Annotated in this window: 15 protein-coding genes; 5 read left to right on the forward strand and 10 right to left on the reverse strand. The window is 70.7% G+C overall.

Annotated features, from left to right (window positions below; genetic code table 11):
* Positions 1–97 precede the first annotated feature (97 nt).
* From ACQEVI_RS06730 to ACQEVI_RS06745, 4 genes are all read right to left on the reverse strand, one after another.
* On the reverse strand, positions 98–1,276 hold the full coding sequence (locus ACQEVI_RS06730) for a Gfo/Idh/MocA family protein (protein WP_432895944.1): 1,179 nt from the start codon (positions 1,274–1,276) through the stop codon (positions 98–100).
* Positions 1,277–1,351: 75 nt separating this feature from the next.
* A complete protein-coding gene (locus tag ACQEVI_RS06735) occupies positions 1,352–2,407 on the reverse strand; it encodes a substrate-binding domain-containing protein (RefSeq protein ID WP_432895950.1) in 1,056 nt (351 codons plus the stop codon).
* 98 nt (positions 2,408–2,505) lie between these two features.
* Positions 2,506–3,465, reverse strand: a complete 960-nt coding sequence (locus ACQEVI_RS06740; protein ID WP_432905824.1) for an ABC transporter permease — start codon at positions 3,463–3,465, stop codon at positions 2,506–2,508.
* A 17-nt stretch (positions 3,466–3,482) separates the two neighbouring features.
* Positions 3,483–4,964: a sugar ABC transporter ATP-binding protein gene (locus ACQEVI_RS06745; RefSeq protein WP_432905827.1), complete on the reverse strand. Its 1,482-nt coding sequence runs from the start codon at positions 4,962–4,964 to the stop codon at positions 3,483–3,485.
* Positions 4,965–5,096: 132 nt separating this feature from the next.
* Here ACQEVI_RS06745 and ACQEVI_RS06750 point away from each other — a divergent pair, with 132 nt between their 5' ends.
* On the forward strand, positions 5,097–6,278 hold the full coding sequence (locus ACQEVI_RS06750; RefSeq protein WP_432895953.1) for an ROK family protein: 1,182 nt from the start codon (positions 5,097–5,099) through the stop codon (positions 6,276–6,278).
* A 96-nt stretch (positions 6,279–6,374) separates the two neighbouring features.
* Here ACQEVI_RS06750 and ACQEVI_RS06755 read toward each other — a convergent pair whose 3' ends face one another.
* The 3 genes from ACQEVI_RS06755 to ACQEVI_RS06765 all read right to left on the reverse strand — a co-directional run bounded on the left by ACQEVI_RS06755 (position 6,375) and on the right by ACQEVI_RS06765 (position 11,962).
* The gene (locus tag ACQEVI_RS06755) at positions 6,375–9,416 is read right to left on the reverse strand and encodes a family 16 glycoside hydrolase (RefSeq protein ID WP_432895956.1); all 3,042 of its coding nucleotides are present in this window, start codon (positions 9,414–9,416) and stop codon (positions 6,375–6,377) included.
* Positions 9,417–9,506: 90 nt separating this feature from the next.
* Positions 9,507–10,874 (reverse strand): methyltransferase family protein, encoded by a 1,368-nt coding sequence (locus tag ACQEVI_RS06760; protein ID WP_432895958.1) that lies wholly within the window; start codon positions 10,872–10,874, stop codon positions 9,507–9,509.
* On the reverse strand, positions 10,871–11,962 hold the full coding sequence (locus tag ACQEVI_RS06765) for a hypothetical protein (RefSeq protein ID WP_432895961.1): 1,092 nt from the start codon (positions 11,960–11,962) through the stop codon (positions 10,871–10,873). The genes ACQEVI_RS06760 and ACQEVI_RS06765 overlap by 4 nt, the downstream gene beginning before the upstream one ends.
* A gap of 122 nt (positions 11,963–12,084) precedes the next feature.
* Here ACQEVI_RS06765 and ACQEVI_RS06770 point away from each other — a divergent pair, with 122 nt between their 5' ends.
* Positions 12,085–12,705 carry a TetR/AcrR family transcriptional regulator gene (locus ACQEVI_RS06770; RefSeq protein WP_432895963.1) on the forward strand — a complete coding sequence of 207 codons (621 nt, stop codon included), beginning with the start codon at positions 12,085–12,087 and terminating at the stop codon, positions 12,703–12,705.
* 6 nt (positions 12,706–12,711) lie between these two features.
* Here the strand turns inward: ACQEVI_RS06770 and ACQEVI_RS06775 are convergent, their stop codons facing one another.
* Together ACQEVI_RS06775 and ACQEVI_RS06780 are read right to left on the reverse strand one after the other, a co-directional pair.
* On the reverse strand, positions 12,712–13,548 hold the full coding sequence (locus ACQEVI_RS06775) for an HAD family hydrolase (RefSeq protein WP_432895965.1): 837 nt from the start codon (positions 13,546–13,548) through the stop codon (positions 12,712–12,714).
* On the reverse strand, positions 13,545–13,946 hold the full coding sequence (locus ACQEVI_RS06780) for a hypothetical protein (RefSeq protein WP_432895968.1): 402 nt from the start codon (positions 13,944–13,946) through the stop codon (positions 13,545–13,547). Before ACQEVI_RS06780 ends, ACQEVI_RS06775 begins: the two co-directional genes overlap by 4 nt.
* A 141-nt stretch (positions 13,947–14,087) precedes the next feature.
* Between ACQEVI_RS06780 and ACQEVI_RS06785 the strand changes: the two genes are divergently transcribed.
* Genes ACQEVI_RS06785 through ACQEVI_RS06795 form a run of 3 tightly spaced genes read left to right on the forward strand, consistent with a single transcriptional unit; the run spans position 14,088 to position 15,632 of the window.
* Positions 14,088–14,288 (forward strand): hypothetical protein, encoded by a 201-nt coding sequence (locus tag ACQEVI_RS06785; RefSeq protein WP_432906159.1) that lies wholly within the window; start codon positions 14,088–14,090, stop codon positions 14,286–14,288.
* An 11-nt stretch (positions 14,289–14,299) separates the two neighbouring features.
* Positions 14,300–14,806 carry a DUF6879 family protein gene (locus tag ACQEVI_RS06790; RefSeq protein ID WP_432905830.1) on the forward strand — a complete coding sequence of 169 codons (507 nt, stop codon included), beginning with the start codon at positions 14,300–14,302 and terminating at the stop codon, positions 14,804–14,806.
* A 1-nt stretch (position 14,807) separates the two neighbouring features.
* Complete coding sequence (locus ACQEVI_RS06795; RefSeq protein ID WP_432895971.1) at positions 14,808–15,632, forward strand: helix-turn-helix domain-containing protein; 825 nt, start codon at positions 14,808–14,810, stop codon at positions 15,630–15,632.
* Positions 15,633–15,658: 26 nt separating this feature from the next.
* Here the strand turns inward: ACQEVI_RS06795 and ligA are convergent, their stop codons facing one another.
* Positions 15,659–18,070: an NAD-dependent DNA ligase LigA gene (ligA, locus tag ACQEVI_RS06800; protein ID WP_432895974.1), complete on the reverse strand. Its 2,412-nt coding sequence runs from the start codon at positions 18,068–18,070 to the stop codon at positions 15,659–15,661.
* Between the last annotated feature and the right edge of the window lie 148 nt (positions 18,071–18,218).

Raw genomic sequence — 18,218 nt, forward strand, 5'->3', positions numbered from 1 at the left:
CGGTGCTACTTCGGTGCTGCTGCCGTGCCACTGCGGTACTTGCTGTGGTGCGGACGCCGGCCCGGAGCGGTGCGGTGCACCGCTCCGGGCCGGGAGCTCAGACCAGCGACACCCATCCCCCGCCGCCGTCCGCGCTGCGCTCGACGGCGTCCAGCACCCGCTGGACCACCAGGCCGTCGCTGAACGACGGCGTCGGCTGCCGCCCTGCCGCCAGGTCGCCGACGAGGTCGACCACCTGGTGCGTGAACGCGTGCTCGTAGCCGAGCCCGTGCCCCGGCGGCCACCACGCGCCGCCGTACGGGTGCTCCGGCTCCGTGACGACGATCCGGCGGAAGCCGGCGGTCGCCGCGTCGTCGGACGCGTCGAAGAAGTGCAGGAGGTTCATGTCCTCGAAGTCGAACGCGAGCGAACCCTTCGACCCGTTGATCTCCAGCCGGATCGCGTTCTTGCGGCCCCACGCGAACCTGGTCGCCTCGAAGGTCGCCAGCCCGCCGCCGGACATCCGCCCGAGGAAGATCGCGGCGTCGTCCACCGTGACCTTGCCCATGCGGCTCGTGTCGGCCACGCCCGACAGGCTCCCCGACGCCGCCGACTCCGGCCGCTCGTGCACGAACGTCTCGAGCAGGCCGCTCACCCCGGTGAGCAGCTCGCCCGTGACGTACTGCGCGAGGTCGATCACGTGGGCGCCGATGTCGCCCAGCGCGCCGGAACCCGCCTTCTGCTTGTCGAGCCGCCACGACATCGGTGTCTGCGGGTCGGCAATCCAGTCCTGCAGGTACTGCGCGCGCACGTGCCGCACCTGGCCGATCCGCCCCTGCTCGACCAGCTGCCTGGCCAGGGCGATGGCGGGTACGCGGCGGTAGGTGAAGCCCACCATCGCGTGCACGCCACGCTCCGCGGCGGCCTCGGCCGCCGCGACCATGGTCTCCGCCTCGGCCACGCTGTTGGCGAGCGGCTTCTCGCACAGGACGTGCTTGCCCGCCTCGAGCGCCGCTATCGCGATCTCGGCGTGCGTGTCACCGGGCGTGCAGACGTCGATCAGGCCGATGTCGTCCCGCTTCAGCAGCTCGCGCCACCCGACGACCGCCTCGTCCCAGCCCAGCTTGCCGGCCGCCGCACGGACCGCGGCCTCGTCCCGCCCCGCCACCGCGCGCATGCGCGGTGCCAGGGCCAGGTCGAAGAACCGCGGCGCCGTGCGCCAGGCCTGCGAGTGTGCCGCCCCCATGAACGCGTAGCCGACCATGCCGACCCCGAGCTCGTTATCGACGGTGCTCATACCGCGCCTCCCCCCACTGTCGTCTCACTGCCGTTCCACATGCCCCTGCGGGCGTCGTCCTGATGCGTCACCGCGTCAGGAGTCGAAGCCGATGGGCAGGTACTCCTCGACGTTGTCCGCCGTGACGACGGGCGCGAAGAGCTGGACCGTGCGGGGCACGCCGATCGAGGCGAGGTCGCCCACCGTCTTGTTCTGTGCGATCAGGCGGGCGAGCTTGACGCCGTCGGCGGCCTGGGTGGACGGGTAGATGACCGTGGCCTGGACGACGCTGTCGCCGGACTGGATCTCTTCCATCATGTTGCGCGACCCTGCGCCGCCCACCAGGAAGAACTCGTCGCGACCGGCGTTGTCGATGGCCGCCATCACGCCGACGCCCTGGTCGTCGTCGTGGTTCCAGATGGCGTCGATCTCGGGCTCGGCGGACAGCAGGTTGGCGGTCGCCTCCTCGCCGCCCTCGACCGTGAAGTCGGCGGCGACGCGGGCGTCGACGTCGAGACCGCAGTCCCCGAGCGCGTCCTTGAAGCCGTCGCTCCGGTCCGTCGTCAGCGGCAGGGCGTCGATGCCGGCGATCTCGGCGACCACCGCGTCCTCGTTGTCACCCAGCTGCTCGCAGATGTAGGTGCCGGCGCTCACACCCATGCCGTAGTTGTCGCCCAGCACCGTGGTGCGCGCGGCGAACGGGCTGCTGAACTCGCGGTCCACGTTGATGACGGGGATGCCGGCCTCCATGGCGTCGAGCGCCACGTCGGTCAGAGCGGCACCGTCGAACGGCAGGAGCACGATGGCGTCGACGCCGTCGTTGATGAAGCCCTCGATCTGGCTGATCTGCACGTTCACTTCGTTGGTGCCCTCGGCGACGCGCAGCTCCACGTCCTCGTACTTCTCGGCCTCGGCCTGGGCCGCCGAGGTGATGGCGCCCATCCAGCCGTGGTCGGCGGCCGGGGCGGAGAAGCCGATGACTACCTCGTCGCCGGGCTCGTCGTTCTCGGTGGTCGTGACGGGGCCGGTAGCGGCCGTCTCCTCGTCGCGGGGCTCGTTGCTGACGCAACCGCTGACGACGAGCGCGGCACAGGCCGCTGCGATGAAGGCGCCGGAAACCCTGCGCGTGCGTACTGCGGTGGACGAGGTCATGGTGATCTCCCTTGATCTGGGGCGGAGCTTGTCTGGGTTGACTGGAACGACTTGGCCTGAAAAGGCGCTGGAGGGCGCGCCGCTGGATGGCGCCGGGCTCACGTGCTCGCCGCCTTCTCGCGCGAGGCGAACCACTGCTGCAGCAGCACGGCGCCCACGATGATCGCGCCCTTGGCGATCGCCTGGACCGAGCTGTCGAGGTTGTTGATGACGAACACGTTGGTGAGCGTCGAGAAGATGAGGACGCCCAGCACGGTGCCGGTGATGGTGCCGCGCCCGCCGGCCAGCAGGGTGCCGCCCACGACGACCGCCGCGATGGTGTCCAGCTCGAGGAGCGTCCCGTGGGTGGAGGAGCCGGAGGTGGTCCTGGCCAGCAGGATCACGGCGCCGATGCCTGCCGTCAGGCCGGATAGCCCGTACAGGTACAGCGTGTGCCGCTTGATCTTGATGCCCGCCAGGCGGGACGCCTCGGGATTGCCGCCGATGGCGACGGTGCGCCGCCCGAACGTCGTGCGGTTCAGCAGGAACCAGCCGGCGGCCGCGACCACGACGAAGATCCACACGATCACGGGCACGCCCAGCGGCCGGGCCTGGAACACGTCGAAGAACGGCTCCAGGTCGTCGAGGATCTGCGTACGCCGTCCGGCGATGAGCTCGGCGAGGCCCCGAGCGGCGGCCAGCATGGCGAGGGTCGCCATGAACGCCGGCACCTTGCCGTACGCGATGATCACGCCGTTGATGAGCCCCGCGACGAGCCCGACCGCAAGCGCGGTCACCACGATGACCCACCAGCCGTAGTCCTGCGCCAGGTACTGGGTGGACAGGGTAGAGGCCCAGATCGAGGCCAGGGCGACCACCGCGCCGACCGACAGGTCGATACCGCCGGACGTGATGACGAACGTCATGCCGATGCTCACCACGCCGGTGACCGCCGCGAGGCTCAGGATCGTGGTGACGTTGCCGAAGCTCACGAACCGCTCGCCTCCGGTCACCACACCGACGACGACGAGCAGGATGAGGGCGAACACGAGTCCACCCATCCGCAGGGCTGGGCCCATGAGGGCCGATCGTCCGCTCACGCGGCACTTCCTTCCATGACCAGGTCGAGCACGGCGTGCTCGTCGATGTCTTCGGCCGGGCCCTCATGGACCGTCCTGCCGTCGGAGATGACCAGTACGCGGTCCGCGAGGCCGAGCACCTCGGGGATCTCGCTGGAGACGACGACCACGGCGGCGCCCTCGTCGGCCAGGCGGCGGATCAGCGTGTAGATCTCGGCACGCGCCCCGACGTCGACGCCGCGCGTGGGCTCGTCGAGCAGCAGGACCCGGCAGCCGTGCACCAGCCAGCGCGCCAGCAGCGCCTTCTGCTGGTTGCCGCCGGACAGGGTGCGGGCGTCGCGGTCCGCGGAGGCGGGCCGCAGGTCGAGGGCCTCGATCTGCTCACGCGCCGCGGCGCGCTCGGCCCCCTCGTCGAGGAGTCCCCCACGCGCGAACCGCCCGAAGGTGGACAGCGTGATGTTCCGGTACACGGGCTCGTCCAGGAGCAGGCCCTGGCTCTTGCGCTCCTCGGGGCACAGCCCGATCCCCGCGGCGACCGCCGCGTGCACCCCGGACCCCAGGCGCTTGCCACCCAGGCGCACGGTGCCCGACGTCGAGCGCCGGGCCCCGTAGACGGTCTCCAGGATCTCGGAGCGGCCCGAGCCCACCAGGCCCGCCAGCCCGACGATCTCACCGGCCCGGACCGTGAGCGAGACGTCCTTGAAGACGTCGCCCAGCCCGAGACCCTCGACCTCCAGCACGGGTGCGGCGTCCTCCGGGACACCGGGACGCTCGGGGAAGGCGTACTCGACCGAGCGGCCCGTCATGAGACGGATCAGCTCGTCCGTCGGGGTGTCCGCGACCAGCAGGCTCGTCGCCACGGTCCGGCCGTCCTTGATCACGGTGATCCGGTCGCCGAGCTGGCGGATCTCCTCCAGCCGGTGCGAGATGTAGACGACGGCGACGCCGTCGGCGGTGAGCTCACGCACGATGCGGTGGAGGTTCTCGACCTCCTCGGAGTCCAGCACGGCGGACGGCTCGTCCATGATGACCACGCGCGCGTCCCGGGACAGCGCGCGGGCGAGCGAGACGATCTGCTTGCCCGCCGCAGGGAGGCTGCCCACCTCGCGGTGCGGCGAGATCTCGGAGTGGCCGAGCCGCTTCAGGATCTCCCGGGTGTTCCGGGCCGCGTCGGACCGGCGCGTGACGCCGCCCCGTGCGAGCTCGTGCCCGAGGTAGATGTTCTCGGCGACGGTGAGCCCGTCGACGACGTCCAGCTCCTGGTAGATGGTCGCGATGCCGAGGTTGAGCGCCGCGACAGGATCCGAGATCGTCACCGGTTCCTCGTCGAGCAGGATCTCGCCCTCGGTGGGCTGGTGCGCCCCGGCCAGGACCTTGATCAGGGTGGACTTGCCAGCCCCGTTCTGACCCAGCAGGCAGTGCACCTCGCCGGGGCGGACCTCGAGGTCCACGCCGTCGAGCGCCCGCGCGCCGGGAAATTGCTTCACGATGCCACGCATACGCAGCAGGGGCTGCTCATCCCGTTGCTCTGCCCGCTGGGGGTCCACGTCGACCATGTATCGAACGTAGAGGGACTTTTGCCGACCGTCAAGCAAAAGTCGTGACTTCGCCCGCCATGATTGACTAGAGGCATGGTGGAAGTGGCACGGGAAGTGATTCAGCAGGCGCCCAAGGTCTCTGGGGCAGGGGACATGTTCCAGCTCTTGCGCGACGGACGGCCTCGCACGCGAGCCGATCTTGCGGCGGTGACGGGCCAGGCCCGCTCGACCGTCGCGGCACGCATCGACCTGCTCATGACGGCGGGGCTCATCGCTCCCGCGGGTGAGGCGTCCTCCACCGGCGGCCGCCCGCCGGCGACCTTCGCGTTCGCGCCGTCCGCCCGGGTGGTGCTCGGGGTGGACCTCGGCGCGACGCACGCGCGGCTCGCCCTGACGGACCTCGCCTCCACGGTGCTCGCGCACCGCGACCTGCCCCTGCTGATCACCGACGGGCCTGAGCTGGTGCTCGACCAGGTCGCGCGGACGGGCGCCGAGCTGCTGCACGAGGCCGGCCGCTCCCCCGGCGAGCTCGCCGGGGTCGGCGTCGGCCTGCCCGGGCCCGTCGAGCACGCCACCGGCAAGCCGAACAACCCGCCGATCATGCCCGGCTGGGACAACGCCGACGTCCCCGGCATCCTCGGCGCGCGGTTCCACGCGCCGGTGCTCGTGGACAACGACGTCAACATCATGGCCCTGGGCGAGCATCGCGTCGCCTGGCCCGACGTCGCGGACCTGCTGTTCGTCAAGGTCGCCACCGGAATCGGCGCGGGCATCATCTCCGACGGTGCGCTCCGGCGCGGCGCCCAGGGTTCGGCCGGCGACATCGGGCACGTCGCGGTGCCGGGCGTGACCGACGTCGTCTGCCGGTGCGGCAACATCGGCTGCCTCGAGGCGATCGCGAGCGGGCTCGCCGTCGCGAACGCCCTCGAGGGTGCGGAGAAGCCCGCCGACGTCGTCGCCATGGTGCGGGCCGGGGACGTCGCCGCGAGCCAGGCGGTGCGCCAGGCCGGCCGGGACATCGGCGCGGTGCTCGCCACGAGCGTCAGCCTGCTCAACCCGTCGATGATCGTCATCGGCGGCATCCTGGCCGACGCCGGCGAGCACATAGTGGCCGGCATCCGTGAGGTCGTCTACCAGCGGTCCCTGCCCCTGGCGACGCAGCACCTGCGCATCGTCACCGCTCGGACGGGGCCGCAGGCCGGCGTCCTGGGCGCGAGCGCCATGGCGGTGGACCAGGCGCTGTCCTCGGAAGCGGTGGACCGCCTGGTCGCGTAGGACCGGTCTGGCTCGCGAAGTAGAGCGCCTGTCCGGGTCTCCCTGTAGTTGCCAGGGAGACCCGGACAGGCGCTCTACTTCGCGGACCCGGCAGGGTCAGCCCAGGTTCTTCACCCGGACGTCGCGGTAGTAGATCGTCTCCCCGCCGCCATGGTTCTGGAGACCCACGTACCCCTGAGCGAGGTCACGCGCGGGGTCGGTGCTGTCGAAGTCGTTCACCAGCACCCCGTTGAGCAGGACCTTGATGTTCTGCCCCACCACGCGGATCTCGTAGGAGTTCCACGAGCCCACGGGCTTCAGCGCCTGCTCCACGGCGTCCGGGTCCGCGCCCTGGAAGGTGTAGATCGACCCGGTGGTGCGGTCGGGCTCGTCGCTCGCGTCGACCTGGATCTCGTAGCCCTGGTCGACGGCGACCCACGGGTCGTTCCCCGGGTTCGGGAAGCCGACGAAGATGCCGCCGTTGTCGTCCTTCACGAGCTTCCAGTCCAGCTTGAGGCTGTACTCGCCCAGCTCCTGGCCGGTGTGCCAGAGCAGCCCCATGCCGCCCGTGCTCCGGATCGAGCAGTCGGCCTGGCGGCCGAATGACCCGGCTCCCGCGAGGCGCCACTCGTCGAGGGACGCCAGGGTGCCGTCGAACAGGGCCTGATAGCCCCGCTCGTACCGCTCCGGCCGGCAGATGTCCGGGCTGCCCGCGCCGACCTTGAGCACGTCGAGGTTGACGTTGCCGTCGTCGTCGGCGTCGTAGCGCAGCGTGATGGTGTTGACGCCCTTGCGGAGCGGCAGGTCGCGCGTCGCCGTCGCCCAGGTCTTCCAGTCACCCGTCGACTCCAGCGCCCACGGCTCGACCTCCTGCCCGTTGACGAGCACCGACACCTCCTTGGTGCCCTCGAACGGGTTGGGTCCGTTCGAGTACCGCAGGCTCACGGGCTGGTTACCCCGACGGCGGACGTCGGCGGTGAAGGTCGCCGAGGCGCCCACCTGGCCGAACCCGGCGGCGAACCCGGAGCCGGAGTAGCCGCTGTGCTCGGTGGCGACGTTCGCGCTGCCGCGCAGCGTGGCCTCCTCGGCCTCGAAGTACCCCTGCTCGGCCGGAGCCTTGTAGCCGGGGATCGCGTTGAGCGTGTACCAGGCCTCGGTGTTCCACAGCTCGCGGCCCTCGGCGTCCGCGAACGGGCGCGGGCTGCGCAGGTGCACCACGCGGCCCGGCTCGAGGCCGTCCACGGTGAGCGTCACCTTCGTGCGGTCGCGCGAGACCTTGGCGCCCGCGACGAACAGCGGCCGCTCGTCGATCTTCGGCCCGCCGTAGCTGCGGGTCGGCACGTAGCGCCAGTGGTCCATCCGGAACGCCGCGTTGGGGTCCTCGGCGATCTTCGCCACCGTCTCCGCGGAGAGCGGCTGCGTGTACTCGACCTCGAAGCCCTTCTTGGTGACCCGCATCTCGGTCATGTCGAAGGCGTCCTCGCCATTGGGCGCGAGCTTCTGCAGGCCGTAGCGCAGCTTGCCCGGCTCGCTCCAGTTGCCGCCCTCGCCGATGCCGCCGACGTACAGGGCGCCGTCGGGCCCGACGACGGTGCGGTTGACGCCTGCCTCCAGGCCGGCCGAGTGCCGGAAGACAGCACCCTGGTACTCGCCGTCGACCTTCTCGAGGAAGCCACGCTGGAGGCCGCCGTAGGTGACGTCGCCGAACACGAGCTGGTCCTCGAACGGACCCTCCTCGATCTGCACCGGGGCGCTCGGCGAGTTGCCGATCTCGTTCTGCGGCACCCACAGGGCAGGCGCCGAGACGGGCTGGTCGTCGTACGGGCCGGCCGGGTTGGTGAAGTGGTTGAAGAACTTGCCCTGCTCGACGTGCACGAGCTTCGAGCTGGGCAGCCAGGCGCCCTGGTTGTCCATCACGAACAGCTCGCCGTCCGGGCCCTTGACCATGCCGTTCGGCGTGCGCAGGCCGCCGGCGACGTAGCTGACCTTCCCGGTCCGGCGGTCCACCTTGATCGCGGTGCCGCGGTTCTCGGCGGGCTGCGGGTCCGTGGTGGCGCCGCCGTTGTTGATGGCCACCGACAGGTTCACGTAGAAGTACTTCTTGTCGTGCAGCAGGCCGAAGGCGAACTCGTGGAAGTTGCCGCCGAAGGGCCACTCGGCCACCGTGCGGTGGTCGTCGTAGAAGCCGTCGCCGTCGGGGTCCGTGAGCTCGGTGAGCTTGTCCCGCTCCGAGACGTAGATGGACTCGCCGATCACAGCGATACCCATCGGGTTGAACAGGTCAGTTGCGACCTTCTCGTAGGTCACCTGGTCCTTCGAGGTCTCGCCTGTCACGTTGTCGAGCAGGAACACCTCGCCCGGCTCGGGGTCCTCGACCCAGCCACCGGGGCTCACCGAGCCGGACGTGACCACGGCGAGGCGGTCGTCGTCGGTCCAGTCGAGCCCGGCGACCATGGGCTCGAAGCCCTCCGGACGCAGGTCGGTGAGCGTGTAGCCCGGGTGCACGGCGTCGAGGCGCATGCCGTCGCCCGCCGAGTCGTCCTGGCCCTCGCAGTACTTGGTGCCCGGGGCGGTCACGCGCACGACGCCGGCCTCGGTGCTCAGCACGCTCTCGGGGACGACGACGAAGTCCGCCGTGCCCGGCGGGCGCCACTCGAGCCGCAGGATGTTGTCGTTGGTGTTGTCGAAGTACTCCACCCGCAGGTCGTGGAACCCTGCCTCGAGAGCGACGGTGCCCTCCTTCGACTCCGCGCCGTGGAGGCCGTCGTTGTCGATGACCTCTGCGTCGTCGATCACCAGGCGCGAGCCGTCGTCGCTGGTGAGCCGGAACTCGTAGTTCCCGGCGGACGGCACCGACAGGTTCGCGAGCGCGTGCGCGATGAAGCGCTCGCCCATGCCGAAGTCGGCCTCCGTCGAGTAGTCGATGGTCGGCTTGAGCTGGTCCACGTTCGGCGTCTGGCCGGAGCGGAGCGTGCACAGCTCGCTCAGGTCACGTGCCAGGTCGTAGGTCCGCAGGGTGACGCCGGGTTCCTGCGGCGGCAGATCGTCCGCTGCCGACGCGAGGGGGACGGCTCCCGACAGCATCACCGCTGTCAGTGCTACGGCAGTCGCGCCTGCGCCTGCCTGTCTCGCGCGGATTCTGGTTCCACGTTGTCTCATCAGTTCTCCTCGGTCGGCGTTGACCCTGCGGGCAAGAACCTACGAGGGACTTCTGCCGGTAGTCAAGCAAAAGTCGTCAACTAGTCACCATTAATCGCCCCGCGTGTGCGAGGGCGTCGCGACTGCACGAGGCATGACCGCGCGAGGCATGACCGCGACACCGGACGCGCAGGCTGCCGGGCGCGACGGGCGCGGCCCTGCCCCGAACGCGTCGGCGCCCAGCTGTCCGAAGTGGCGCACCCCGGGGAGATCCAACGCCCAGCCCGCGAGCGCCCAGCCGAGATGCACGTGCGCCAGCGCGCGAGCGACGGCGGCGACACCCTGGGCACGCACGGCGGGCGCCTCGTAGGTGATGCGGTACAGGACCTCCGGGTGATCGGCGGCCGGCCGGATCTCGAGGTTGACCGGGCTGCGGTGCGCGAACCAGCGGGCGACGCCCGTGCACTCCACGCAGTCGGCGGCGACCCACAGCGTCGCGGCCGGGAGCACCGGCGCCGGGCGCCACCGCGGCAGCCACGGCCGTACAGCGGCGCGGTACGCCTGGTACGGCGGCCCGAACGCCTGTCGAAGCTGCTCCCCCTCGTGCCATTCGCCCAGCCCTGCCGAGTATCCGACGGCGATCAGGGTGCCGAGGAGGAGGGCTGGCTCGCCGAAGGTCAGCGCGAGCCCTGCGTACGAGACAGCGATGGTGGCCTGCATGGGGTTGCGCACGTACGCGTAGGGCCCGGAGGCGACCAGGCGCGACGGCGGGTCGTACGGGAGGGGCGTGCCGCGCCCGACGGCGGCGAGCTCCCGCATCGCGGCCACGCCCGGCAGGCAGGCGAGCAGCGTGAGCTGGACACCGATGGACGTGACCGGTGCGGGCCAGCGCTGCTCGGGCGCGAGGGCGAGCACCGGCAGGGCGAGCAGCAGTCCGCCGGCCCAGATCGCCTGCCCCCACGCCCGGAGCACCACGCGTGTCCGGCGCAGGGTCCAGCGGGCCAGGAGCAGGGCCGGCACCAGGGCCGTCGCGACCCCCAGCGCCTCGCCGACCAGCCAGGCGCCGCCGAGCACGACCACCGGCTCGCCGAGCGGCATGAGCGCCAGGTCCAGCCAGACCAGGGCGGCGGCCAGGAGCACGAGTGCTCCGGTCCCCCTGCCGTGCTCGGTACGGAGCTGACTCAGGACCAGGGCGGGTACCGCTCCCCAGAGCAGCGACCAGCCGAGCCAGAGGTCGACGGGCACGCCGAACCAGACCGCGCCCGTCGCGTGGAACGTCCACCAGCCGAACGAGGGCGCCGCGACGTTCAGTGGCAGGAGCAGCACCGCGGCCCACGCCGTCGCGGTGACGGTTGCGCCGATCACGCGCGGGCTCGGCGTCCGCCGGACGCAGAGGGCGACCACCAGGAGCAGCGGTCCGACCACCGCCGCTCCACGCACGACGACGGCAGCCGTGCCCGGGTCGAGCAGGCCCGTCACGCCTCCGCCCGCTCCGCCGTGGCCGCGAACGTGTCGATCAGGTACTCGGCGGCCAGGCCTGACGCGTAGTGCTGGATCGGGCCGAAGTACCAGGACGGGTCGAAGGTGCGCGTGTACTCCAGCGCCCAGGTGACCCGGGTCCGGCCGGCACCGGCCGCCTCCCACGTGACGTCTGCGGCGTGCAGGTCCATCCAGCGGGCCAGGGTGGTGTCGGAGGTGACGTCGAGCCGCAGGTGGCCCCCGCCGTCGGACACCTGGGACCGCACGACGCGCAGCGACATCGCCCGCGGCGTCGTCCCCGCGTCGATCCCCAGGCTGCGCCGCGGGGTGAAGGCCACGTGCCGCTCGTCGCCGACCCGGAGCCCGTGCCCTGTGGCGGACACCGGCTCGGGGAACGGGACGGCGCGCAGGAACGGGGCCTCGAACTCCCCGTACGCGGGCGGGGCAGCCAGGGCGGCGGCCACCTGATCGGGCGTCGCCTGCACGACGACGGTCGCGACGCCGACGTCCTCCCGCGGAATCAGGCTGAACCCGCCGATCCCCTCGGCCACCAGCACGAGGAGCAGCGGCGCCGCCGCGAGCGCACGCCCTCGATGGTTGCGGGACTTCTGGACGATCCCGCCGACGAGCGCCGCGACGCCGTAGAACAGCGGCGCCGCGATGACCAGGCACACGACGCCCTCGTCCAGGAGCGGGCCCGCGAGCGCCAGCCCCACCGTCGTCGTGGCCAGGGCGGTACCGACGGCGCTCCTGGGCCGGGCGGTGAGGATCACGGTGAGGGCGATGACCGCCGGGATGCCCACGTAGAAGAGCGCGGTCTGCTGTGCGCCCGCGGAGTCGAGGAGCTTGGCCACGAGCATGGCAGCGAACAGGGCGAGGGCGATCCCGGCCAGCAGGAGCCGTGCGCGGCGCGCCTCGGGCGCCAGCGGAGGGCGTGGCGCGCGGAGCGGCTCGGGATCTGCGACCCACTCCGCATCGGGGCGCAGGTCCCGGCGGCCCTGCCGTCCCGGGTCGGGATCGATCTCCCGGGGTGGGTGCGTGGGCTCGCCGGCTAGCTCGTTGGCTGGCTCGTTGGTGGTCTCGTGCACGGTGTCCTCCGGGATCGGTCGCCCGGCGGGTGGCACGGGCAGTCGTTGATCGATCGATTTGATCAGTCGCTTTAATCAGGTGATTAAAGCATATGATCAAGCAACGACGGAAGGAGCCGGCGATGGCCCAGACAGGGCGTGGGACGGCCGAGGACACACGGAAGCGGCTGCTGGACGCGGCGGACCAGGTGCTGCGCGAGCAGGGGTACGCCGGGACATCAGCCAGATCCATCGCGACGGCGGCCGAGGCCAACTCGGCGCTGGTCTTCTACCACTTCGGGGGTGTCGACCAGCTGCTCCTGGCAGCGCTCGACCGCGCCACCGAGGAACGCATGGCGTTGCACCGCGCCACGGCGGCGAAGGCCCGGACCGTGGAGGAGCTGGTCGAGGCAGCGACCACCATCTACCGCACCGACCTGGAGCGCGGGTACATCGCACAGTTCGGCGAGCTCGTCGCGGCCGCCGTCACCAAGCCGGCGCTGCGGGCGGAGATCAGCGTGCGCGCCGAGCCCTGGGTCAGCTTTGTCGCGGAGCAGTGGGAGCGCGTCGTCGGCGGGACCCCGCTGGGCAAGCTCCTGCCCGCACGCGACGTCGCCGACGCCGCGATCACGTTCTACCTGGGCGTGAACCTGTTCTCGGTGATCGACCCCGACCGGCAGCGCACCGACGGCGTCTTCGCCCTCGCCGCCCGGCTCGCGCCGCAGGCGAAGCTGCTCACCATGCGACTGCCGGGGCGGCGGTGAGTGGGCTCAAGGTCGCTCCACCAGCAAAGAATGCAGGACGCTTGCCGCCCCGTGCTCGTCGATCGTCCCGGTAACCTCATCGGCGACAGTCTTGAGGGCATCCGGTGCGTGCGCCATCGCGACAGCGTAGGCAGCCCACGCCAGCGCCTCGACATCGTTCATCCCGTCGCCGACTGCCACCGTGTCCTCGGGCGAGACGCCGAGGTCGGCACGGACCCCCTCCAAGGCAGTGGCCTTCGACAGGCCGGTCGGCGTGACGTCGAGCCACGTGTCGGTGACCGTATTGACTGTCACGCGGAGCGCCCGCAGCCGATCGACCATCGACAGGACGCCGTCGCCCTGGAGGATCACCCGCGCGGACGGCACCATTTTTAAGGCCTCCCGGTCGACGATGCGCTGAGCACCATTGACCTGCTCAGGTGAGAACAAGTGGTTCACCCAGTATCCGCTCCCGGTTTCCTCGACACCGACCCGCACCCCGGGGAGAGCTGCCAACGCGAGATCAACCACGGGGCCGACGTCGAACCGCAGCACCTGTTCCAGCACGTACCCGACCGGCGCCTCCGGGGTCAGCCGCGCCGTGACCGCGCCGTTCGAGGCGACCACCCATCCCCGGACCATCCCGAGCTGCCGGGCCACCGGCAACACCCCCACGAGCGAGCGACCAGAAGCAAGAACCACATGGTGACCCGCCGCCCGCACCCGTCGCACGGCCCGTACGGTGACCTCCGGCACCGGCTCACCGGTACGCAGCAGCGTGCCGTCGATATCGAGCGCGACCATGGCGGGCGCAAAGCTCTCACGACAGTCGGGCTGCGGCGCCTGGGTCGCAATCGCGTTCATGCGCACAGCCATTCGGCTGTCGAGGGACTGGCGGCGGGCACAACGGCGCAGACAGCGTCGATGCGCTTCAGTACGTCTGTCAATGATCGGTACCGGGCCGCCATCGGCGCACCCTCCGGCAGAAACATGCGGGCTGCACCGTAGGCGTCGGCGATCTCCAACAGCTCGCTGAGAGTGACCGAGTCGTGTGGGTCCTCCACGACGTGCGCCAGGCTCATGCCCGCGCTCGCGGCATGGGTTGCCAGTACCTGGTGCTGTTGCCGGTGGGCGTCGTCCGAGACGGCGCTGACGTAACCGACAGCGATCGGCCTGGTGACGGTCGTGGGATTGCCCTCGGTGCTAGAGGCGGGGAACCGCTGCTCCACCCCCGTGGCCCGTGTTTCGGTCTTGGTCGTCATGTGCATGAGCGTCCCATCGCAGGGCATCCGACGGTGCGCAATTGCTCCAGCAGAAGCAATTGCGCACGGCGCTCCCACGTGGCGTGCCACACTTCCCAGGCAAGGATTCTCACCGCCGAGCTGCCAACCCATGGAGGAACGATGGACATCGAGTTCATGTGGAAGGACGAGGATTCCAAGGTCGACAACTGCCCCGCCCTGTACCGCACCGACGGCGGGTATGTCGTCCAAGGCATCAAGCTCGACAACGAGACCCGCGCTCGTCTGCGTCAGCTCGACGACGACGACGGTGTGTTTGTCCCTGCGAACGTGCTCGACAGGCTGAGGGGTGCTGCGCTCTGAACGGCCGGGAGATCGGATGGGACGAGTTCCATGAGCTGACGCACAACTTTGCCGCAACGGCATTCCGGCTCGAACAGCAGCCCGTCTACGCCGTCGACCTCGACGACCACTACAAAGCGTTCCTGGCGGGTCGCGCGGGATACCCGGAGGAGCTGGATGGGTATGTCGCATGGCTGGATCAGATCCGTGATCTGACGGCAGCGGGGAAGCGGATGGAGCGTGTGCGGGTCCAGACGGAGCCACTCAGCGACTACCACCGCTACGCCCGATGGGTCGGGCAGTGGAACGTCGAGGCGGGCGAGATCATCCACTACATCACCCGCGAACAGGCCGAGGCGTCCGGGCTCCTTCCCGCCGCCGGGAACGACGACTGGTGGTTCCTGGACGACTCGCGGTTGCTCGTCATGGAGTTCGACGACGCCGGCAACATGGTCACCCGCAGGCTTGAGACTGACGATGTGGCGCTCACACGTGCCCGAACTCTGTGGGAGCTTGCCCTGCGCGCTGTACCGTCCTGACATGCCCGGACCGAACCACCTCGAGGACCTGGGCCGGCGCCTGCGTGCACTGCGCGTGGGCGCCGACCTGGCAGGTAAGGACCTCGCCGCAGCCCTCGGTTGGCCGGCGTCGAAGGTGTCCCGCATCGAGCTTGCCCGGCAGAACGCTTCCCCGGCCGATGTCGACGCCTGGCTCGCCGTGACCGGCGGCTCCGAGACCGAGCGCACGCGCCTGCTCGGGCTCCTGGACCAGTCCCGCGAGGACCAGCACAGCCACCGACGACGCGCCCGGCGCGGACAAGCGCCCGTGCAGGCCGGATACAACGCGCTCGTCCAGGGCTGCACCCACTTTCGCGAGTTCCACAACGTCGTCATCCCCGGCATGCTGCAGACGCCCGACTACGCCCACGCGATCCTGACCGCCGCGGCCCGGGCGCACGAGGTCTCCGTCGCCGATGTCGAAGAGGCCGTCGCGACGCGCATGGAGCGTCAGAGGTACCTGTACACGTCGCGCCGGTTCGAGTTCGTCCTCGCGGAACCCGTGCTGCGCTGGGGCCTGGTCCCCGCCGATGTGATGCGCGCCCAGATCGATCGCCTGCAGTCGGCGATCGGGCTGCCCAACGTACGTCTCGGCGTCCTCCCGTACGGTGCTGCTGACGATGTCCCGACGCACATGTTCGAGATGTTCGACGATCTCGTCTGTGTCGAGACGACCTCGCGCGAGCACCGCTATACCGGTGCCGAGACCGAGGCCTATATCAAGACCTTCACCGCCCTGCAGAAGGTCGCACTCACTGGCGAGGATGCCCGCCGCTTCCTGCTGCGCATCGCCAAAGAGCTCACCTGACGAGCCGACACACGAGGGCCACCGGCTCACAGCGCCTCCGGGCCGCCCTCCAGCAGCTTCTTGAAGCCTTCCTCGTCCAACGTCGGGATCTCCAGGGCCTCCGCCTTGGCCGCCTTGGTCCCGGCGTTCTCCCCCAGCACCACGTAGTCGGTCTTCTTGGAGACCGAGCCGGAGGCCTTGCCGCCCGCGGCGATGATGGCCTCCTTGGCGCCGTCGCGCGTGAAGTCCTCGAGCGATCCGGTCACCACCACGGTCAGGCCGGCGAGCGGGCCGGTGGGCCCGGTGTCGGTCTCCGCCATCGCGGCAGGTCCGGGATGGCCCGGAGTGGCGAGCTCGACGCCCGCGGCGCGCCACGCCGCGAGGATGTCCTGGTGCCACTCCACCGCGAGCCAGGCCTTGATCTCGGCAGCGATCACCGGGCCGACGCCGTCGACGGCGGCCAGCTCCTCCTCCGACGCCGCCTCGATGGCGTCCACGGAACCGAACCAGCCCGCGAGCGCCCGCGCCGCGACCGGCCCGACGTGCCGGATGTTCAGTGAGACGAGCTTGCGCCACAGCTCCTTCGTCTTGGCACGCTCCAGCTCTTCGAGGAGCTTCGTCGCGTTGGCCGACGGCGCCCACTCGTCCAGGGTCTCGCCGGTTTCCTCGGCCGCGGCGCGCTGCGCCTTGCTGTACGACACCTTGCGCCGGAACGGGGCCCGTCGGCGCACCACGCCGTCGTCGTCCATCTTGGGCAGGCCGGTCTCCGCGTCACGGACCACCGCCTCGATGGGGAGGAGCTGGTCGAGCGTGAGCGAGAACAGCTGGGCCTCGGTGACCAGGGGCGGGGTCTCCGGCACGTCGGGCTGCGTGAGCGCCGCGGCGGTGACCTCGCCGAGGACCTCGATGTCGAGGCCGCCGCGCGAGCCGATGTGCTCGACGCGCCCGCGTACCTGGGCCGGGCACGACTCCGCGTTCGGGCAGCGCAGGTCGACGTCGGCCTCCTTCATGGCGCGTAGCGGCGTACCGCACTCCGGGCACTCCGCGGGCATGACGAAGTCCTCGCGCGGGTAGCCGTCGTCGGCGAGGGCGGACACCGGCCCGACGATCTCCGGGATGACGTCACCTGCCTTGCGCAGCACCACGACGTCGCCGATGCGCACGCCCTTGGCCCGCACCACGTCCTGGTTGTGCAGCGTCGCCTGACGCACCGTGGAACCCGCGACCTTCACCGGCTCCATGACGGCGTACGGAGTGGCGCGGCCGGTCCGGCCCACACCGACCTGGATGGCGAGCAGGCGCGTGTTGACCTCCTCCGGCGGGTACTTGAACGCGATGGCCCAGCGCGGCGCGCGGCTCGTGGAGCCCAGCCTCCGCTGCCGTGCGAGGGCGTCGACCTTGAGGACGATCCCGTCGAGCTCGTGCTCGATGTCGTGCCGGTGCTCGCGGAAGTACTCGATCATCTCGAGCGCGCCGTCCAGGCCGTCGACCACCCGGTTGTGCGGGGAGACAGGGATGCCCCACTGCTCGAACAGGGTGTACGCGTCGGACTGCCGCTCCAGCTCCGTGTGCTCGCCCTCCTGCCACTGCAGCGCGCCCACGCCGTGCGCGTACATGCGCAGGCCCTCCACCCGGGCGAGACCCGCCTCCAGCTCGAGCCCGTCCTTGTTCTCCAGCAGCTGCCGCAGGCCACCCGCTGCGGCGTTGCGCGGGTTGGCGAACTGCGGGAACCGGCGGAGCGCTGCGACACGTGCTCGCTCGACGTCGAACTCCTTGCCGCCGACGTTCCGCTCGGACCGTTCGCGTGCGTCCTCGACCGCCCGCTCGCGCAGCTCGGCCTGCAGCTCGTTGAGCCGCGCGAAGGTGGCGACCGGGATGAACACCTCGCCGCGCACCTCGACGACGTCGGGGTGCCCCTCGCCGGTGAGGGTCTGGGGGATCTCGGCGATCCGCAGCACGTTGCGGGTCACGTCCTCGCCGACTCGCCCGTCGCCGCGCGTGACGCCACGCACCAGGCGCCCCTTCTCGTAGACCAGGGAGATCGCCAGGCCGTCGATCTTGACCTCGCACAGCAGCCCCGGACGGTCCGTACCGAGGTCACGGTTGACCTTCTCGGCCCACACCGCCAGTTCGTCGGTGCTGAACGCGTTGTCGAGCGAGAGCATGCGTTCGATGTGCTCCACCGTGACGAAACCCGCCGCCGCCGCGCCGCCGACGCTCTGCGTCGGCGACTCCGGCGTCACCAGGGCGGGGTGCGCCGCCTCGAGGGCCTGCAGCTCACGCATCCGCGCGTCGTACTCGGCGTCCGACGAGACGGGCGCGTCCGCCTCGAAGTAGGCGCGCCGATCCTCCTCGATCCGGGCCACGAGCTCGGCCCACCGCCGCTGTGCGGTGGCCTCGTCGCTCATGGCTTCTTCACGTTCCGGGATGCCTGTCGTCTCGCTCACAGACACAATCATGGACTGAACCACTGACATTCGAGTGGCGTGTCGCCGGACCCTGTTCCGAAGTGTCAGCCGACCTGGGCATTCGCCTCGATCGACCTCTGTCGCACAGGGTCCGACACCGCTACCATTCGTGAAAAATGCCGGAAATCTACAGAGAGCA

This window comes from Promicromonospora sp. CA-289599, assembly GCF_050936155.1.
Lineage (GTDB): Bacteria > Actinomycetota > Actinomycetes > Actinomycetales > Cellulomonadaceae > Promicromonospora.

What these genes read in the sequence shown, in the direction of transcription:
- ACQEVI_RS06730 (WP_432895944.1), bottom strand. Translation starts at nt 1,276, where the DNA reads ATGAGCACCGTCGATAACGAGCTCGGGGTCGGCATGGTCGGCTACGCG.
- ACQEVI_RS06735 (WP_432895950.1), bottom strand. Translation starts at nt 2,407, where the DNA reads ATGACCTCGTCCACCGCAGTACGCACGCGCAGGGTTTCCGGCGCCTTC.
- ACQEVI_RS06740 (WP_432905824.1), bottom strand. Translation starts at nt 3,465, where the DNA reads ATGGGCCCAGCCCTGCGGATGGGTGGACTCGTGTTCGCCCTCATCCTG.
- ACQEVI_RS06745 (WP_432905827.1), bottom strand. Translation starts at nt 4,964, where the DNA reads ATGCGTGGCATCGTGAAGCAATTTCCCGGCGCGCGGGCGCTCGACGGC.
- ACQEVI_RS06750 (WP_432895953.1), top strand. Translation starts at nt 5,097, where the DNA reads ATGGTGGAAGTGGCACGGGAAGTGATTCAGCAGGCGCCCAAGGTCTCT.
- ACQEVI_RS06755 (WP_432895956.1), bottom strand. Translation starts at nt 9,416, where the DNA reads ATGAGACAACGTGGAACCAGAATCCGCGCGAGACAGGCAGGCGCAGGC.
- ACQEVI_RS06770 (WP_432895963.1), top strand. Translation starts at nt 12,085, where the DNA reads ATGGCCCAGACAGGGCGTGGGACGGCCGAGGACACACGGAAGCGGCTG.
- ACQEVI_RS06775 (WP_432895965.1), bottom strand. Translation starts at nt 13,548, where the DNA reads ATGAACGCGATTGCGACCCAGGCGCCGCAGCCCGACTGTCGTGAGAGC.
- ACQEVI_RS06780 (WP_432895968.1), bottom strand. Translation starts at nt 13,946, where the DNA reads ATGACGACCAAGACCGAAACACGGGCCACGGGGGTGGAGCAGCGGTTC.
- ACQEVI_RS06785 (WP_432906159.1), top strand. Translation starts at nt 14,088, where the DNA reads ATGGACATCGAGTTCATGTGGAAGGACGAGGATTCCAAGGTCGACAAC.
- ACQEVI_RS06795 (WP_432895971.1), top strand. Translation starts at nt 14,808, where the DNA reads ATGCCCGGACCGAACCACCTCGAGGACCTGGGCCGGCGCCTGCGTGCA.
- ligA (WP_432895974.1), bottom strand. Translation starts at nt 18,070, where the DNA reads ATGATTGTGTCTGTGAGCGAGACGACAGGCATCCCGGAACGTGAAGAA.